This is a genomic window from Micromonospora olivasterospora (assembly GCF_007830265.1).
Taxonomy (GTDB): Bacteria; Actinomycetota; Actinomycetes; order Mycobacteriales; family Micromonosporaceae; genus Micromonospora; species Micromonospora olivasterospora.
In genome coordinates, this window is sequence record NZ_VLKE01000001.1 from 4397341 (window position 1) to 4413344 (window position 16004).

At 73.8% G+C, this 16004-nt stretch carries 13 protein-coding genes; 9 read left to right on the top strand and 4 right to left on the bottom strand.

The features are described from left to right. Entirely contained in the window at positions 1–996 is a 996-nt protein-coding gene (locus JD77_RS20300) for an ABC transporter ATP-binding protein (RefSeq protein ID WP_145775742.1), read from the top strand. After that, the gene (locus tag JD77_RS20305) at positions 989–1708 is read left to right on the top strand and encodes an ABC transporter ATP-binding protein (protein ID WP_145775743.1); all 720 of its coding nucleotides are present in this window, start codon (positions 989–991) and stop codon (positions 1706–1708) included. Before JD77_RS20300 ends, JD77_RS20305 begins: the two co-directional genes overlap by 8 nt. Positions 1709–2043: 335 nt before the next feature. Here JD77_RS20305 and JD77_RS20315 read toward each other — a convergent pair whose 3' ends face one another. Beyond that, positions 2044–2496 carry a GNAT family N-acetyltransferase gene (locus JD77_RS20315; RefSeq protein ID WP_145775745.1) on the bottom strand — a complete coding sequence of 151 codons (453 nt, stop codon included), beginning with the start codon at positions 2494–2496 and terminating at the stop codon, positions 2044–2046. Positions 2497–2555: 59 nt separating this feature from the next. On the opposite strand from JD77_RS20315, the gene JD77_RS20320 reads away from it, so the two are divergent. Then, on the top strand, positions 2556–3047 hold the full coding sequence (locus tag JD77_RS20320) for a potassium channel family protein (protein WP_145775746.1): 492 nt from the start codon (positions 2556–2558) through the stop codon (positions 3045–3047). Between the two features lie 17 nt (positions 3048–3064). Here JD77_RS20320 and JD77_RS20325 read toward each other — a convergent pair whose 3' ends face one another. Together JD77_RS20325 and JD77_RS20330 are read right to left on the bottom strand one after the other, a co-directional pair. Continuing rightward, entirely contained in the window at positions 3065–4627 is a 1563-nt protein-coding gene (locus JD77_RS20325) for an alpha/beta hydrolase (RefSeq protein WP_387226510.1), read from the bottom strand. A gap of 55 nt (positions 4628–4682) precedes the next feature. Next, complete coding sequence (locus JD77_RS20330) at positions 4683–5795, bottom strand: ATP-dependent DNA ligase (protein ID WP_145777687.1); 1113 nt, start codon at positions 5793–5795, stop codon at positions 4683–4685. Positions 5796–5929: 134 nt separating this feature from the next. Between JD77_RS20330 and JD77_RS20335 the strand changes: the two genes are divergently transcribed. The 3 genes from JD77_RS20335 to JD77_RS20345 all read left to right on the top strand — a co-directional run bounded on the left by JD77_RS20335 (position 5930) and on the right by JD77_RS20345 (position 7935). Next, positions 5930–6142, top strand: coding sequence for a hypothetical protein (locus tag JD77_RS20335; RefSeq protein WP_145775748.1), 213 nt, complete (start codon positions 5930–5932; stop codon positions 6140–6142). Positions 6143–6798: 656 nt separating this feature from the next. Next, a complete protein-coding gene (locus JD77_RS20340; RefSeq protein ID WP_145775749.1) occupies positions 6799–7221 on the top strand; it encodes an SRPBCC family protein in 423 nt (140 codons plus the stop codon). A 210-nt stretch (positions 7222–7431) separates the two neighbouring features. Further along, complete coding sequence (locus tag JD77_RS20345) at positions 7432–7935, top strand: DUF1990 domain-containing protein (protein ID WP_145775750.1); 504 nt, start codon at positions 7432–7434, stop codon at positions 7933–7935. A gap of 173 nt (positions 7936–8108) precedes the next feature. On the opposite strand, the gene JD77_RS20350 is transcribed toward JD77_RS20345, so the two are convergent. Next, a complete protein-coding gene (locus tag JD77_RS20350; protein ID WP_145777688.1) occupies positions 8109–8969 on the bottom strand; it encodes a DNA-3-methyladenine glycosylase family protein in 861 nt (286 codons plus the stop codon). A 512-nt stretch (positions 8970–9481) separates the two neighbouring features. Between JD77_RS20350 and JD77_RS20355 the strand changes: the two genes are divergently transcribed. From JD77_RS20355 to JD77_RS20365, 3 genes are all read left to right on the top strand, one after another. Further along, complete coding sequence (locus JD77_RS20355; RefSeq protein WP_145775751.1) at positions 9482–11413, top strand: stealth family protein; 1932 nt, start codon at positions 9482–9484, stop codon at positions 11411–11413. Positions 11414–11500: 87 nt separating this feature from the next. After that, positions 11501–14230, top strand: a complete 2730-nt coding sequence (locus JD77_RS20360; RefSeq protein WP_170286492.1) for a CDP-glycerol glycerophosphotransferase family protein — start codon at positions 11501–11503, stop codon at positions 14228–14230. Further along, positions 14227–15975: a stealth family protein gene (locus JD77_RS20365; RefSeq protein ID WP_145775753.1), complete on the top strand. Its 1749-nt coding sequence runs from the start codon at positions 14227–14229 to the stop codon at positions 15973–15975. The genes JD77_RS20360 and JD77_RS20365 overlap by 4 nt, the downstream gene beginning before the upstream one ends. Positions 15976–16004 lie beyond the last annotated feature (29 nt).

A 16004-nucleotide genomic window follows, 5' to 3' on the forward strand; every position in this document is an offset into this window, starting at 1 on the left:
ATGACAGCCACCGTGGAGGCTTCCGTCGTACCGGACCTGGCCGCCCTGCAGGAGCGGGCCGCGCAGCGCGCGGCCGACCGGGCCGGCGGGCACGACCGGCTGCGCGGGCACATCGTCTGCGACGGACTGGTCCGGATCTTCAAGACCGAGGGCGTCGAGGTGGTCGCCCTGCAGGGGCTCGACCTGGTCATCGACCGGGGCGAGCTGGTCGCGATCGTGGGCGCGTCCGGGTCCGGCAAGTCGACCCTGCTGAACATCCTCTCCGGCCTGGACACCCCGACCGCCGGGATCGCCCGGGTGGCCGAGTACGACCTGCTCGCCCTCTCCGCCCGGCGCCGGCTGAGCTACCGCCGGCACCTGGTCGGCTTCGTCTGGCAGCAGACCGGGCGCAACCTGCTGCCGTACCTGACCGCGCTGGAGAACGTCGAGCTGCCGATGAAGCTGGCCGGCCGGCGCGGGCGGCGGGCGCGCCGGGAGCGGGCGCGGGAGCTGCTCGACCTGGTCGGCGTGGGGTACTGCGCCGACCGGCGGCCGGGCCAGCTCAGCGGCGGTGAGCAGCAGCGCTGCGCGGTGGCGGTGGCGGTGGCCAACGACCCGGAGGTGCTGTTCGCCGACGAGCCGACCGGCGAGCTGGACGAGGCCACCGGCGCGGAGGTCTTCGCCGCCCTGCGGCAGATCAACGCCGAGCTGGGCGTGACCGTCGTCGTGGTCACCCATGACCAGGCGGTGGCCACCCAGGTCCGCCGGACCGTCGCGATCCGCGACGGCCGGACCTCCTCCGAGGTACGCCGCACCGCGCGCGTCGGCGCGGACGGCAGCACGGAGCTGGTCAGCGAGGAGTACGCGGTGCTCGACCGCACCGGCCGGGTGCAGCTGCCGGCGTCGTTCGTCGACGCGCTGGCCCTGCGCGACCGGGTGCGCCTCAACCTGGAAACCGACCACGTCGAGGTGCGGCCGGGCGACCGGGCCGACGCCGAACGGAGCGAGAATGACTGAACAGTCGCCCGCGGGCCCCGCCGTCACCACCACCCTCGACGAGGTGGTGCGGGTGGACGGGGTCAGCCGCACCTTCGGCCGGGGCGAACACGCCGTGCACGCCGTCCGGGACGTCTCGTTCACCGCCGGGCGCGGCGAGCTGGTCGCCGTCCGGGGCCGCTCCGGCGCCGGCAAGACGACCCTGTTGAACCTGGTCGGCGGCCTGGACCGCCCCGACTCCGGCCGGGTCCGGGTGGCCGGGCACGACCTCGGCGCGGCCGGCGAGCGGGAGCTGCTGCGGCTGCGCCGGGGCACGGTCGGGTTCGTCTTCCAGACGTTCGGGCTGATCCCGATTCTGTCGGCCGCCGAGAACGTCGGGGTGCCGCTGCGGCTGGCCCGGGTGCCCGCCGCGGAGCGGGAGGAGCGGGTGGCCGTGCTGCTGGAGCTGGTCGGGTTGGGCGGGCACGCGGCGCAGCGGCCGTACGAGCTGTCGGGCGGGCAGCAGCAGCGGGTGGCGGTGGCCCGCGCCCTGGCCAACGAGCCGGACCTGCTGATCGCCGACGAGCCCACCGGCCAGCTCGACTCGGAGACCGGACGGGCGATCATGGATTTGCTGCGGGCGGTGGTGCACGCGCGCGGGATGACCGCGCTCGTCGCCACGCACGACCCGGCCCTGATCGAGCTGGCCGACCGAACCCTGACCCTGCGCGACGGCCGCCTGACCGACGCCTGACCCCCACCCCGCGCTTCCGACCCCCGCCACCTCACCCCGTCCGGCCGCCCGTCCGGCCGCCCGTCCGCCCGCCCGTCCGCCCGCCCGTCCGGCCGCCCGGCCGCCCGCCCGTCCGGCCGCCCGGCCGCCCGTCCGTCCGGCCGCCCGGCCGCCCGGCCGCCCGGCCATCCGGCCGCCCGGCCGCCCGGCCGCGTTGATCAAGAGGTTTGCGTCGGCCCGGGGCCGGATTCCGACGCAAACCTCTTGATCAACGTCCGGGACGGGGCGGCCGGGGCGGGGCGGCCGGCCTGGGCGGGGCGGCCGGGTGGGGCGGCCTCGGCGGCTCGGGGTGCCCGTCAGAGGGGGAGTTTCATGCCCTCGTGGCTGGCCACGAAGCCGAGACCCAGGTAGAAGCGGTGCGCGTCCGTCCTCGTCTTGTCCGTGGTGAGCTGCACCAGCGCGCAGCCGCGCCGGCTCGCCTGCTCGATCGCCCAGGCCATCATCTGCCGGCCCAGCCCCTGTCCCCGCAGGTCGGAGCGCACCCGCACCGACTCGATCAGCGAGCGCTCGGCCCCGTGCCGGCCCAGCCCTGGGATGTAGGTGACCTGCATGCAGCCGACCAGGGCGCCGTCCCGCTCGGCCACCACCAGGTGGTTGCGCGGGTCGGCCGTGATGTCCGAGAACGCCCGCTCGTACGCCTCGTCGACCTCGGTGCAGTCGCGGGCCTTGCCCAGCACGTCGTCGGCCAGCAGGCCGATGATTGCGGGCAGGTCGGCCCGGATCGCCTCGCGGAAGATCACGTCGCTCATGCCGGCCAGCCTGTCACAGTGGCATTGAACCTTGGGTGGGCGCGCCTCTCGCCCCCACCGTGCAGCCTGGTTCGGCATGGACGGCTGCTGCCCTCCGCAAGATCTACCGCGGGCTGGTCTGGTTAGCCAACTCACCCCGGACGCTGATCGCGTCGTACCTGCTGATGATCGTGGTGGCCGGGATCCTCTACAGCCAGGCCGAGCGCAGGAGCGCCGGTGACTCGGTGTGGTGGGCCGTGGTGACCGCCTCCACGGTCGGCTACGGGGACATCTCCCCGACCACCTGGCAGGGGAGTACCCTCGCCGCGCCGCTCGTCTCGACCATGGTGCTGCTGGTCGTCCCGCTGATCACCGCGCACTTCGCCAGGCGGCTCATCGTGGACGACGACGCCTTCGAGCACGCCGAGCAGGAGGAGCTGAAGGCTGACGTGCGGCGGATGCGGGTGCTGCTGGAGGAGTTGGCGGCCCGGCAGGGGATCGCGTTGCCGGCCGAGCTCGCCTCGGCTGCGGCGGAGGGACCGGCTGACGGGCCAGGCCGGTGGGTGGGCTGACGGGCCGGGCCGGTGGCTCAGCGGGCCGGGCAGCGCAGGCCCTCGCGCGGCACCCGCAGCGAGATCAGGTACGCGTCCACCGCGTCCGTGACGCAGGTGGTCTGCGGGTACGCCGTGTGCCCCTCGCCCTCCCATGTCAGGACCCGACCCACGCCGAGCATCGCGGCCAGCTTCGGCGTCTGCTCGTACGGCGTCGCCGGGTCGCCCGTGGTGCCCACCACCACGATCGGCGGCGCGCCGGCCGCCCTGCCGGTCGGGTACGGGTCGCTCGCGCCAGGCCACTCCTGGCAGCTCAGCATCCCGACCGCCAGCGCCGGGCCGAACAGCGGGTACTTGCGCCGCCACTCCGACTGCAGCTCGCGGATCCGCTGCACGCTCGGCTTCTCGGCCTCGTCCGTGCAGTTGACCGCGAGGTTGGCGTCGAAGAGGTTCGAGTAGCGCCCGTCGTCGCCCCGGCCGGCGTACGCGTCGGCCAGCCGGAACACCTCCGTCGGGTCGCCGCCGTCCAGCCGGTCGATCGCCCGGGCCAGCTCCTGCCAGCCCGACTCCGTGTAAAGCGAGGAGATGACCGCGTAGAAGACCCAGCCCGCCGTGGCCTCGCGGCCGCCTGAGCCGCGGGCCGGGGAGACCCGGGCCTTGTCGATCGCCGAGTTGACCGCGGCCCGGGCGTCGGGGGCGAGGGGGCAGCGCCCGGCGTTGGCCGCGCACCACCGGGTGAAGTTGTCGAAGGCGCGCTCGAAGCCCTTCGCCTGGCTCTCCGAGCTGTCGACCAGCTTCTGCGTCGGGTCGACCGCGCCGTCGAGCACCAGGGCCCGGACGCGCTGCGGGTAGAGCTGGGCGTAGGTGGCGCCGAGCAGCGTCCCGTACGAGTAGCCGAGGTAGGTCAACTTCTCGTCGCCGACCGCCGCGCGGACCGCGTCCATGTCCCGGGCGGCCTGCTCGGTGCCGTAGAGCGCGAGCTGGTCGCCGTACCTGTCGCCGCAGCCCCCGCCGATGCGCCGGTTGAGAGCCTGGTAGCCGTCGAAGGACTCCTGCGAGCGCGGGTCGGGGTCGTAGCCGAAGCTGGCGTCCAGGTCGGCGTCCGGGATGCACTTGACCGGGCTGGACCGGGAGACCCCGCGCGGGTCGAAACCCACGATGTCGAACCGCTCGGTGACCGACGGGGGCAGGCCCCCGAACGGCGGGCCGAAGGAGAGGTAGACCGCCGTGTCCACCCCGGAGCCGCCGGGGCCGCCCGGGTTGATCACCAGGGTGCCGATCCGATCCCGCTGCTTCGTCGAACGGGCCCGCAACAGGGCGATCTCGAACGTCTGCCCGGCACCCGGGCCGGCCGTCGCGCCGTTGCCGCCGCCCCAGTTGCGCGGCACGGCGATCCGCGCGCACTCGTAACGCATGTCGGGCGCGCCGCGGCCCACCAGGTCCTCGGCGACCTCCGGGCAGGCCCGCCAGGTCGGTGCGGTGCCCGGCGCCGCCGCCTCGCCGTCGCCCTCGGTGCGCGGCGCCAGGGCCGGCAGCGTGCAGCCGGCGGTGACCACCGCCGCCGCGACGAGCCCGGTCAGGGTCAGCCGGACCCGGCGGATCCGGTCGGGTAAGCGCGTCACCAGTGGGCCCCCATGATCGTGTCGACGCCCCAGGCTACGCCCGGGCCGGGCCGGGCTTCGCCGTCGCCGCCGGGTCGCCGCGCAGCACCTGGTCGACGTCGTAGCGCACCGGGCGGTCGAGCTGGTCGTAGCCGCACGAGCGCGGGTCGCGGTCCGGCCGCCAGCGGACGAACTGGGCGGTGTGCCGCAGCCGGTCGCCCTCCATCGCGTCGTACGCCACCTCGGCCACCAGCTCCGGGCGCAGCGGCTCCCACTCCAGGTTCTTCGTGCCCGTCCACCGGCTGACCCCGCCGGGGATGCGCTGCCCGCGCTCGTGGTCGCCGTGCACCCACGGGTGGTCGGGCCCGACGTCCCGGTAGGGCTCCAGCTCGTCCAGCAGCTCCTTGCGCCGCGCCGCCGTGAACGACGAGCTGACGCCGATGTGGTGCAGCACCCCGGCGTCGTCGTACAGGCCGAGCAGCAGCGAGCCCACCACCGGGCCGGACTTGTGCCAGCGGAAGCCCGCCACCACCACGTCGGCCGTGCGGGCGTGCTTGACCTTGAACATCAGCCGCTTGCCCGGCTCGTACGGCAGGTCGGCCGGCTTGACGATCAGCCCGTCGAGCCCGGCGCCCTCGAAGACGTCGAACCAGCGGCGGGCCGTGTCGGGGTCGGTGGTGACCTGGGTGACGTGCACGGGTGGGCGAACCCCGGCGAGGGCGCGCTCCAGCCGGGCCCGGCGCTGCGGGTACGGCTGGTCGGTGAGCAACTCGTCGTCGATGGCGAGCAGGTCGAACGCGACGAAGTCGGCCGGGGTGGTCTCGGCGAGCAGCCGCACCCGGGAGGCGGCGGGATGGATGCGCTGGGCGAGCAGCTCGAAGTCGAGCCGCGGCTGGCCGTCCGGGCCGTCGCGGCGGATGACGATCAGCTCACCGTCGACCGCGCAGCGCTCCGGCAGCTGCCGGAGCGCCTGCTCGACCACCTCGGGGAAGTAGCGCGTCATCGTCTTGCCGCCCCGGCTGGCCAGCTCCACCTCGTCGCCGTCGCGGAACACGATGCAGCGGAAGCCGTCCCACTTCGGCTCGTACGTCATCCCGGGCTCGGTGGGCAGCCGGGCCACGGCCTTGGCCAGCATCGGTTCGACCGGCGGGTTGATCGGCAGGTCCACGGCGACAGTCAACCAGACCCCACCGACAGCCGTGAGGCACATCACCGCCGGTGCGGGTGCGGCGTGTCCCGCCCCGTTCCCCTCGTCCCCGCCATCCGGATGGCGTAACCGCAGGTCAGAGCTACCTTCGCCGGGTGCGTGAGTGGGTCTGCGGCTGCTGTGGGCGCTGGCGGGTCAGCGTCGAGCTGATCCACGGCCGGTACCGCTACCGGTTGGTGCGCCGCTACCCGGCGCGCTTCGGCGGCGGCAAGAACGTCCTGGGCGAAGTCGCCACGGTCGCCGAGCTGGAGGACCTGCTGCGCCGCCGTACCCCGGTCACCCTCGCCGATCTCCACGAGGCCGCCTGAATCCGGCCCAGGACTGCTCGCCCCGACGGTGTCGGCGAGGCGGCGAGCGCGGGTACCGATGCCGGCGTGCTCACCCATGCCTGCCTGCTCGCCCGTGCCGGCCTGGTCGCATGCGCCGGGCGGCCTGCTCGCCCCGTGCCGGCCTGGTCGCATGCGCTGCGGCCTGGCCCTGGCACAGGATTTCGGATTCTTGGACACTTACCGTTCCGCCCGAACGACAACTGTCCAAGATCGCGGCGGGCGCGACCAGCGCGGCGCGCGACCAGCGCGGCCTGCGCGCGGCGCGCGGCCTGCGCCGGCCCGCGGCGGCCTGCGCGCCGGCCCGCGGCGGCCTGCGCGCCGCCCGCGGCGGCCTGCGCGCCGGCGCGGCGGCCACCGCGCCGGGTCGCCGGCGGCGGCGACGCCCGGCGCCGCGACGCCCGGCGGCCGCGACGCCCCGGCGGCCGCCCGCGGCCGCGACGGTGGCGACGGCGGCCCTCGGCGGGCCGGGACGGCGCCGGCACCGTTGGCGGCGTCGTTGCCGTGGGAGTGGTCCGGGCGTCCGATGGTGGGGACGCGGCCCGGTGCGCAGACTCGTCAGGGCCAGCTGACACCGGCCGCCGGGCGTGGCCGCGACGGCCCGCGGTCGGTCGGTGCGAGAGCGGGGGAGGACGAAGATGCGCTTCGAGGTGGCCACGGAGATATCCGCCGACGTCGAGCGGGTGTGGGCGGTCCTCGCCGACGTCGAGCGGTGGCCGGAGTGGACCGCCTCGGTGCGGTCGGCGCGACGGCTGGAGCCCGGGCCGCTGACCGTCGGCTCGACCGCCCGGCTGGAGCAGCCCCGGCTGCGTACCGCCGTGTGGCGGGTCGTGGCGGCCGAGCCGCCACACGGCTTCGTCTGGGTCTCCCGGGCACCGGGCGTGCGCACCCGGGGCGGTCACCGGATCGTTCCGCTGGGCGACGGCCGGGTCCGGGTCGAGCTGACCCTGGAGCAGTCCGGCCTGCTGGCGCGGCCGGTGGGCTGGCGCTACGGCGAGCTGGTGCGACGCTACCTCGGAATGGAGGCCGAGGGCCTCAGGCGCCGCTGCGAGCAGGGCTGACCGCGGCACGGCCGGCTGCGGCTGCCACGGCACCCGGCACGTCCCGGCACCCGGCACGTCTCGGCACCCGGCACGTCTCGGCACCCGGCACGTCTCGGCACCCGGCACGTCTCGGCACCCGGCACGTCTCGGCACCAGCGCCACCCACCCGGTCCGCCGCCGGTCGTACGCTCGCGTTGTGCCCCGGGCGGCGAGGAGGTGGGCGCCGACGTGTCCGAGCTGACGTACCCGGAGGTGGGCGCCACCCGGGCGGGACCGCTGCCCGCCGGCTACCACCACCTGCGCCACCGGCGCCGGCTGCCGGACGGCTGCTTCGCCGGCGCGGCGGAGGCCGTGCTGAGCTGGCGGCTGCACCGGGCGGCGGGCGTGCGGATGCGCAGCGACGCGCCCCGGGCGGCGAGCGGGGTGGCGGTCACGCCCGGCCTGGGGCTGGGGCCGCTGCGGATCTGGGGGCCGTGCGAGGTTGTCTGGGTGGAGCAGGGCGACCGGCGGGCCGGTTTCGGGTACGGCACCCTGCCCGGGCACCCGGAGCGCGGCGAGGAGGCGTTCGTGGTCTCCCGCGACGACTCCGGCGCGGTCTGGTTCGAGGTGTGCGCGTTCAGCCGGCCGGACCGCTGGTCGATGCGGGCCGCCGGGCCGATCGGCCGGGCCGTCCAGCACGGGTACGCCTGGTGGCTCGGTAGAACCCTGAGCCGGCTCTGCGCCCGGCGCTGACCCGGTCGCCACTCGATCCGAGCCCGGCGCTGACCCGGTCGCCACCCGGCCCGCGCCCGGCGCTGACCAGGTTGCCACCCGATCCGAGCCCGGCGCTGACCCGGTCGCCACCCGGCCCGCGCCCCGGGGAGTCCGGCGGGCCGGCGCCGCCGGGGTCGGGGCGGGCACCCGCGTCAGTAGCCGGCGAACGAGCGGATCGGCATCCGCGGCCCGTGCCGCGGGGCGTGCACGCCGTCGGCCTCGAGCAGCCGGCAGACCCGCCCCCGGTGTCCCCGGAACGGCTCCAGCAGCGCGAGCATCCGGGCGTCGTCGCCGCGCGGCTCGCCGGCCAGCGCCCACGCCACCGTGTTCGGTACGTGGTAGTCGCCGACGCTGACGGCGTCCGGGTCCCCGTACGCGATCCGCACCACCTCGGCGGCGGTCCACGGGCCGATCCCGGGTACGGCGGTGAGTCGGCGGGTGGCCTCGGCGGAGTCGGCGCAGCGTTCCAGCCGGTCGGCCTCGGCGGCGGCCCGGCGCAGGGTGTCGGCCCGCCGCTGCTCCACGCCGAACGGGTGGAAGACCCAGTACGGCGCGGCGGCCACCGCGGCCGGCGCGGGCGGCAGGAGCAGCCGCATCGGGCCCGGCGCGGGCTCGGCGAAGTGCCGCACCGTCGCCGCGTACGCCCGGTACGCCTCCTTGCCGGTGACCTTCTGCTCCAGGACCGCCCGCAGCACGCGCGGGAAGACCAGACCGGTCGCGGGCATCCGCAGCCCGGAGTGCCGGGCGGCCAGCTCGGCGACCAGCGGGTGCGCGGCGGCCAGCTCGGCGAACCCGGTGAGGTCGTCGCGCAGCCCGGCGACCGCGTCGGCCCGCTCGACGACCCAGCCGGCGCCCGGGCCGTACCCCTCGGCGAGCAGCTCCCCGCCGGTGGGGCGCAGCGCGAGGGTGGCCGGGCCGGCCGGGGTGCGGGTCGCCCACCAGAACTCCCCGGCGGCGATCCGGGCGCACGGGTCGTACGGGCTGAAGGTCAGCGGTCGGACCGACGCGGCCATCCGGTAGCCGGCGGGCGGGCGCAGCACCCGGCGGGCGGCGGGAGAGGTCACGCCGTCACTCTGCCAGGTGGAGGGGAGTGCCTGCGGCTCGGTGTGGCGTGCCCGCGCGAACGGCGGCGGCCGGAACGGGGGCACTCGGTCGATCCGGTGGCCGCCCCTCATCCATACAGACTCGTTTGTCGAAAGTGGATATTCTCTATTGCCTCAAATGCCGCAAAATGGTCGGGACATGGCGTGGATTGGGTGAAGGGCGGATGTTTCCGCGGTAAAGCACTGCTAATGTCTCGCCTGCCGCCCCCGTGGACACCATCAGTTTCGGCGCTGCGACATGTCGCTGCGGCGGAACCCCGGCTGCCCAGGCGGTCAACGGGGATGAAGTCAGAAGGGCTGTCAGCGATGTGTGCTGATTCGATGTGTGTCCGGACACCTGGTCCGGTCTTGCCGGCCTCGCCAGACCGGCCCTGACCCGTGGTGGGGATCGCCGATACCACCAGCACCGGCGGGCCGGTCGCATGATCGTGCTCAAGCTGTACCGCGCCCTGCCGCAGGGAGTGCGGCGCCGACTGATCGACCTGCTGCCCCGGCACCGGCGGCTCAGCCTCGTCCGCAGCCTCACCCGGCCGAACGGCGGCGACAGGGTGTACCCGGTGGGCGCCCGCGTGACGGTCGACGACGACGGCGCGCGCACCGAGGCCGAGGTGGTGACCGCGGCGACGCCGCTGGAGCTGTGGCACCGCAACCTGACCGCGGTGACCGGCGTCCTGGAGGCGGCCGGAATCGACCACCACTGCCTGCGCAACGACGACTACCTGCGCAGCTCCGTGGCGGTGCTCGAGGACCGGCGGGCGGAGGTGCTGCGCCTGGTCCGCTCCGCGCGGGCGCTCTCCGGCGCGCACGTCCGCGTCGTCGAGGTACGACCCGGACGGAACCAGCCCGGCCTGGCGCCCACCGAGGTGATCCAGGTCTGGTTCCCGGTGACCGACACACGGGCGATCGTGACCCTCGGCGCCCAGTTCGCGTGTGAGATCGAGTTCTGGACCCAGGTGGGCGACGTCGTCCGCGCCCCCCGGCACAACGCGGTGGTCGACGAGGCGCCGGCCCGGGCGGAACCGGTCCGGGTCGCCGCCGCGCTGCTCAGCCACTTCGTCCCCGAGGCGGACGACCACACGTACCGTACCCGCCGGGATCTGGCCGTCCGTGCCCCGGACCGCGTCGGCTTCGCGATCGACGCCGTCTTCACCTGGGTGGACGGCTCCGACCCGGAGTGGCAGCGGCGCAAGACGGCCGCGCTGGGCTCGCCCGAGGCGCGGCACGCCGTGGCCGCCAACTCCTCCCGCTACCACAACCGCGACGAACTGCGGTACGCGATGCGGTCGCTGCACAGCTTCGCGCCATGGCTGCGGAAGATCTTCCTGGTCACCGACGGTCAGCTGCCGAGCTGGCTGGACCCGACCCATCCCATGGTCACCGTGGTCACCCACGCCGAGCTCTTCGCGGACCTCGGCGGCCGGTCGTCCTTCAACTCGCACGCCATCGAGTCCCGGCTGCATCGGATCCCCGGGCTCGCCGAGCACTTCCTGTACTTCAACGACGACGTCTTCCTGGGCCGGCCGCTGCTGCCGACCCACTTCTTCCACGCCAACGGGATCGCCAAGTTCTTCCCCTCCCCGGCCCAGTTCGGGCTGGGCGAGGCGCGGCCGGGCGACCTGCCCGTGAACGCCGCCGGCAAGAACAACCGCCGGCACATCCAGCGGCAGTTCGGCGTGACCATCACGCAGAAGATGAAGCACACGCCGTTCGCGCTGCGGCGCAGCATCATGCACCAGATCGAGGAGGTGCTGCAGGCGGAGGTGACGGAGACGGCCGGGCACCTGTTCCGACACCAGGGCGACCTGTCGATTCCGTCGTCGCTGCACCAGTACTGGTCCTACCTGACGGGCCAGGCGGTGCCGGGCGACATCGAGTACGAGTACGCCGACCTGGGGCACCCGTCGACGCCCGCCCGTCTCGCCGAGCTGCTGGCCCGCCGGGACCGCGACGTGTTCTGCCTCAACGACACCGACTCCGACCCCGAGGCCTTCGCCGAGCAGGAGCGGATGCTGGCGGACTTCCTGCCGCGCTACCTGCCCTTCCCCGCGCCGTTCGAGCTGCCTGACGGCGTGGTCGCCGAGCGCCGGAAGATGGGTGCCAGCGCCCTGTGGCGGCAGTCGCGCGGCGCGGACCGGCACCGCCGGCAGGTGGACGCCCCGACCATGCCCGCCCTCGGCGTCGGCCGGCAGGTGGACGCGCAGACGGTGCCCGCGCTGCGCGTCGGCCCGCGGCTGGACGCGCCCACGCTGCCCTCGATGCGCATCGCGGCCGCCAGGGCGGCGGAGCAGGGCACGGTGCCGCCCGGGTGGGGCACCTATCCAGCCGATCAGCCGGGAGAGCGGCGGGATGCCTGACCAGGTGCCGCCCCGGGTCCGGCCCGGGCCGGACCTACGCTTCGACCAGTTCGTCAACGTCTTCGCGAACCCTTAGTGGAGCCCAGTGTGGTAAGCCCGTCCCCCCAGGTCACGATCATCGTCCCGGTCTTCAACGTCGCGGACTACCTACCCGAGACGCTGGAGTCGATCGCGGCCCAGACCGTCTTCGACCGGTGCCACGTCATCCTGGTGGACGACGGCAGCACAGACGGCTCCGACACGATCGCCAAGCAGTTCGCCGCCGAGCACCCCAACGTGACCGCGCTCCAGCAGGAGAACGCCGGCCCGGGCGCGGCCCGCAACCGGGCGCTGGACATGGCGGAGACGCCGTACGTCTCCTTCGTCGACTCGGACGACATCCTGCCGCCGCGCGCCGTCGAGTTGCTGCTCAAGGCGATCGTGCAGCACCAGGCGAGCATCGCCGTCGGAGACATGGACACCTTCCCCAAGCCCACCGCCTTCCTCTGGAAGAAGCCGTTCGGCAAGGGCGACCGCCTCCTGCAGAGCGTGGTCGACGCCCCCGACCTGATCTTCGACGCCGGCCCGTGCCACAAGCTGTACGACCTCGCCCAGCTCCGGCAGCACGGCCTACGCTTCCAGGAGGGCGTCCACTTCGAGGACGCCTTCCTGGCGCTGCCCATGCTGCTCAGGGCGGAACGCATCGCCCTCGTCGACGAGGTGGTCTACCAGTACCGCAAGCGGGACGCGGGCACCTCGATCATGGACAACCTGTTCACCCGGGAACAGAACTTCTGGGACCACCTGTTGCTCTGCGACACCATCGCGGCGCTCCGTCCCGAACTGGACGTGTTCCGCCGGGAGGTGCTCGACCGGTGGCTGGTGCGCAGCTACCAGGGCTTCGCCATGCGCGCGCACACCCTGTTCGAGGACGCGGACCTGTGGAAGATCTTCGAGACGTGCAGCCGCATCTACCAGGACGTCGACCCCTCGTTCATTGCCCGGTGGACGCTGGACACCCGGCACCGCGTGCCCTACCTGGCCTTCAAGTCGTACGACTTCGAGCTGTTCGCGCGTCCCTGGGAGCGGCTGCGCACGGTCGTCGCGTGCGGCGGCGAGCTGCACCTCGACTACCCGGTCACGCCGGCGTTGCTTCCGCTGACGCAGGTCACCAGCGTGGGCGCGCGGGTCGAGCAGGTGCGGCTCTCGGGCTCCGGCGACACCCTCAGGGTCTCCGGGCACATGGTGATCAACGGGCTGCCCATGCGCGCTCCGATCAGCATCTCCCTCGGGTTGCGGGTGCGCGGCAGCAGCCTGACCGTGCCGGTCACCGTGCAGCGGCGCATCGACATGAAGGCCAGTGACGAGGACCGCGAGTGGTGCGGATTCTCGGCGGAGATTCCCGTCAGCCAGCTGCGCAACGGGCAGCACAGCCTCCGGCTCGTGTTCGACACCGAGACGGGCCAGGCGTCCCGCCAGTGCCTCATCACGGCGGCGTACCTCCGGGACGCCACCATGAAGCGGAGCGGGGACGTCCGCATCCTGCCCACCCACAGCGGGCGGGAGAGCGCTGAGCTGCTGGTCCGGCGCCAGGGCGGCGTCGCCGGGCGCCGCCGGTGGCACCGGATGCTGGTGCGCAAGGATCTGCGGCATGTCGCCTCCCGGGCCCCGTTCTGGAAATGGCGACTGCTCCGGCTGCTCACCGAGCCGATCATGCGTCGCCGGAACGTGTGGCTGATCGGTGAGCGCACGGACACCGCCCAGGACAACTCCTCGCACCTGTTCCGCTACCTACGGAAGGTGGAGCGCCGGCGCAACGTCTACTACCTGCTGACCAAGGACAGCCCGGACCGCGAGCGGCTGCGCGGGCTCGGCAACGTCGTCACGTACGACTCGTTCCGGCACAGGTTTCTGATGCTGCACGCCACCAAGCTGATCAACTCGTACGACATCGACTCGTACATGCTCCCGTCCCGGTGGGAACGGTCGCGCTTCCTGAAGCACCTGAACTGGCGCATCGGTCCCGCCCGGGTATTCCTGGACCACGGGGTCATCGAGAAGGACGTCAGCGCCGGCGTGCACCGCGGTCGGGCATCCTTCGACCTCTTCGTCACCTCCGCCGACCGCGAGGCGGAGTACGTGTCGAACGACCTCGACTACGGCGACATGGTGGCGAACACCTGCCTCCCGCGCTTCGACGCCCTGGTGCCCGACCGGGGCGGGCGGCGCATCCTGTTCATGCCCACCTGGCGCACGTACCTGGTGGCCCCGTCGTACAACCCCAAGGCCCGGCCGCGGATCGCCTTCGACGGGTCGGCGTACCAGACCTTCGTGTCCGAGCTGTTCGGCAGCGAGCGGCTGCGGGAGTCGCTGCGCCGGTACGGCTACAAGCTGGAGCTGCTTCCGCACTACGAGATGCGCAAGGTGCTGGCCGGTTTCGTCCCTGAGGACGACTGCTTCGCCATGGCGGACCAGACGAAGCGGACCGTGCAGGACGCCCTGCGCCAGTGCGACCTCTTCATCACCGACTACTCCTCGACCGCCGTCGACGTCGCGTATCTGGGCACGCCGTTGATCTACGCCCAGTTCGACAGCGAGGAGTTCTGGAAGATCGGCGGATACCGGAAGGGCTACTTCGAGCACCGCGAGGACGGATTCGGCCCGGTGTGCGAGACGGCCGACGAGACCGTGGACGCCATCATCCGGTACCTGGAGAACGGGTGCGTCCGGGAGGAGGAGTACTCCCGCCGGGCGGCCGAGTTCTTCGCCTTCCAGGACCGGAACAACTGTCAGCGGGTCGCCGCCGCCATCGCTGCCCTGCCGGGCCCGCAGCGATGACGGACGGGCCGAGCCGCGACACCGCCCGGGCCGTCGCCGAGCCGTCGGTGTTCGTCGACACCTACCGCCGGGTGCTCAGCCCGCGGGCCCGTAGGGCCATCGCCAAGCGGCTCAGCCCGCACACCCGCCACCAGGTTAAGCAGTGGGTGGCCCAGATGACGGGCGGCCAGCAGCCGTCGGCGCGGCTGGCCCGCCGCCAGCCGGAGCTGCTGGCGGGCGGCGACCGGGTTCTGGTGACGGTGGAGCGCAAGACCCGGATCGCCCTGGTCCGCCCGGACGTGTCGCCCTGGTCGGCGCGCGCGGGCAACCTGGCCGCGGTCACCGAGGCGCTCACCGAGGCGGGCGTGGAGCACTTCTGCGTACGCGGGCTGTCCGACCGCAACGCGGTGGTCGCCGTCGACGCGGGCGACCGGGAGCGGGTGCACGCGGCGCTCGCCGAGGCGTGCCGCCGGGCACCCGGGTACGTCGCCGAGGTCACGGGCGGCCAGGCCCGCTCGTCGGTGCCGGGCTTCGAGCCGCAGGCGTGGCGACGGCTGCGCGACGCGAACGTGCTCCGGCTGACCTGGTACTGGACGGACCCCCGGCACCGGCTGGTGCTGGGCGTGCCGTACGGCTGCGAGGTGGAGTTCTGGAACCGGCAGGAGGACCGGCTGGTCGCCCCGCGCCGGAACCTGGTCGCCAACGAGCTGCCGGCGGCCGCCGAGGTGGTCGACGCGCCGGCCGATCTGTTCACCGCGCTGGGGCCGGCCACCCCGGCGGTGGCCGTCCGGACCCGGCCGGAGTTCGCGATCCGGCGCCCCGACGACGTGACGTTCCCGGTCGACGTCGTCTACACCTGGGTGGACGGCACGGACCCGGCGTGGCTGCGCCGGCGCGCCGAGGTCGCGGGGACGCCGTACCACGCCGAGTCGGCGAGCGCGGCACGGTTCCTCAGCCGGGACGAGCTCCGCTACTCGCTGCGGTCCCTGCACACCTACGCGCCCTGGGTGCGGACCGTGTACCTGGTCACCGACGACCAGGTGCCACCCTGGCTGGACCCTGCCGTTCCGGGGTTGCGGGTGGTCAGCCACCGGGAGATCTTCCGCGACCCGGCGGCGCTGCCGACGTTCAACTCGCACGCCATCGAGAGCCAACTGCACCACATCGACGGACTGTCGGAGCACTTCCTCTACTTCAACGACGACGTCTTCCTCGGCCGCGACGTCACTCCCCGGGACTTCTTCCTGGCCAACGGCATCACCAGGTTCTTCCCGTCGCCGGCGCTGGTGCCGCCCGGCCCGCCCGCGGCCGACGACATCCCGGCATCGGCGGCCGGCAAGAACAACCGGGCGCTGATCGCCGAGCGGTTCGGCACGGTGCTGACGCAGAAGATGAAGCACATGCCGCACGCGTTGCGACGCAGCGTGCTGTACGAGATCGAGGAGACCTTCGCGGAGCGGCACCGAAGCACCGCCGGCAGCCAGTTCCGCAGCGTCACGGACGTCTCGGTCGCCTCGTCACTGCACCACTACTACGCGTTCCACACCGGCCGGGCGGTGCCGGGCGAGCTGGAGTACAGCATCGCCGAGCTGTCCCACCCGGACACGCCCGCGCGCCTGGCGCACCTGCTCGCCAAGCGGGACCGGCACGTGTTCTGCCTCAACGACGCGTTCTCCACGGAGGAGGACCTGGCGGCCCAGGTGGCGCTCCTCACCCCGTTCCTGGACACCTACTTCCCGGTGCCCAGCCGATGGGAGAAGGGCTGACTCCCGCGGACGCGGATCCGCCCCCCCGG

Coding starts and splice junctions, on each gene's coding strand:
- JD77_RS20355 (WP_145775751.1), top strand. CDS start 9,482: ATGATCGTGCTCAAGCTGTACCGCGCCCTGCCGCAGGGAGTGCGGCGC.
- JD77_RS20365 (WP_145775753.1), top strand. CDS start 14,227: ATGACGGACGGGCCGAGCCGCGACACCGCCCGGGCCGTCGCCGAGCCG.
- JD77_RS20340 (WP_145775749.1), top strand. CDS start 6,799: ATGCGCTTCGAGGTGGCCACGGAGATATCCGCCGACGTCGAGCGGGTG.
- JD77_RS20300 (WP_145775742.1), top strand. CDS start 1: ATGACAGCCACCGTGGAGGCTTCCGTCGTACCGGACCTGGCCGCCCTG.
- JD77_RS20305 (WP_145775743.1), top strand. CDS start 989: ATGACTGAACAGTCGCCCGCGGGCCCCGCCGTCACCACCACCCTCGAC.
- JD77_RS20350 (WP_145777688.1), bottom strand. CDS start 8,969: ATGGCCGCGTCGGTCCGACCGCTGACCTTCAGCCCGTACGACCCGTGC.
- JD77_RS20315 (WP_145775745.1), bottom strand. CDS start 2,496: ATGAGCGACGTGATCTTCCGCGAGGCGATCCGGGCCGACCTGCCCGCA.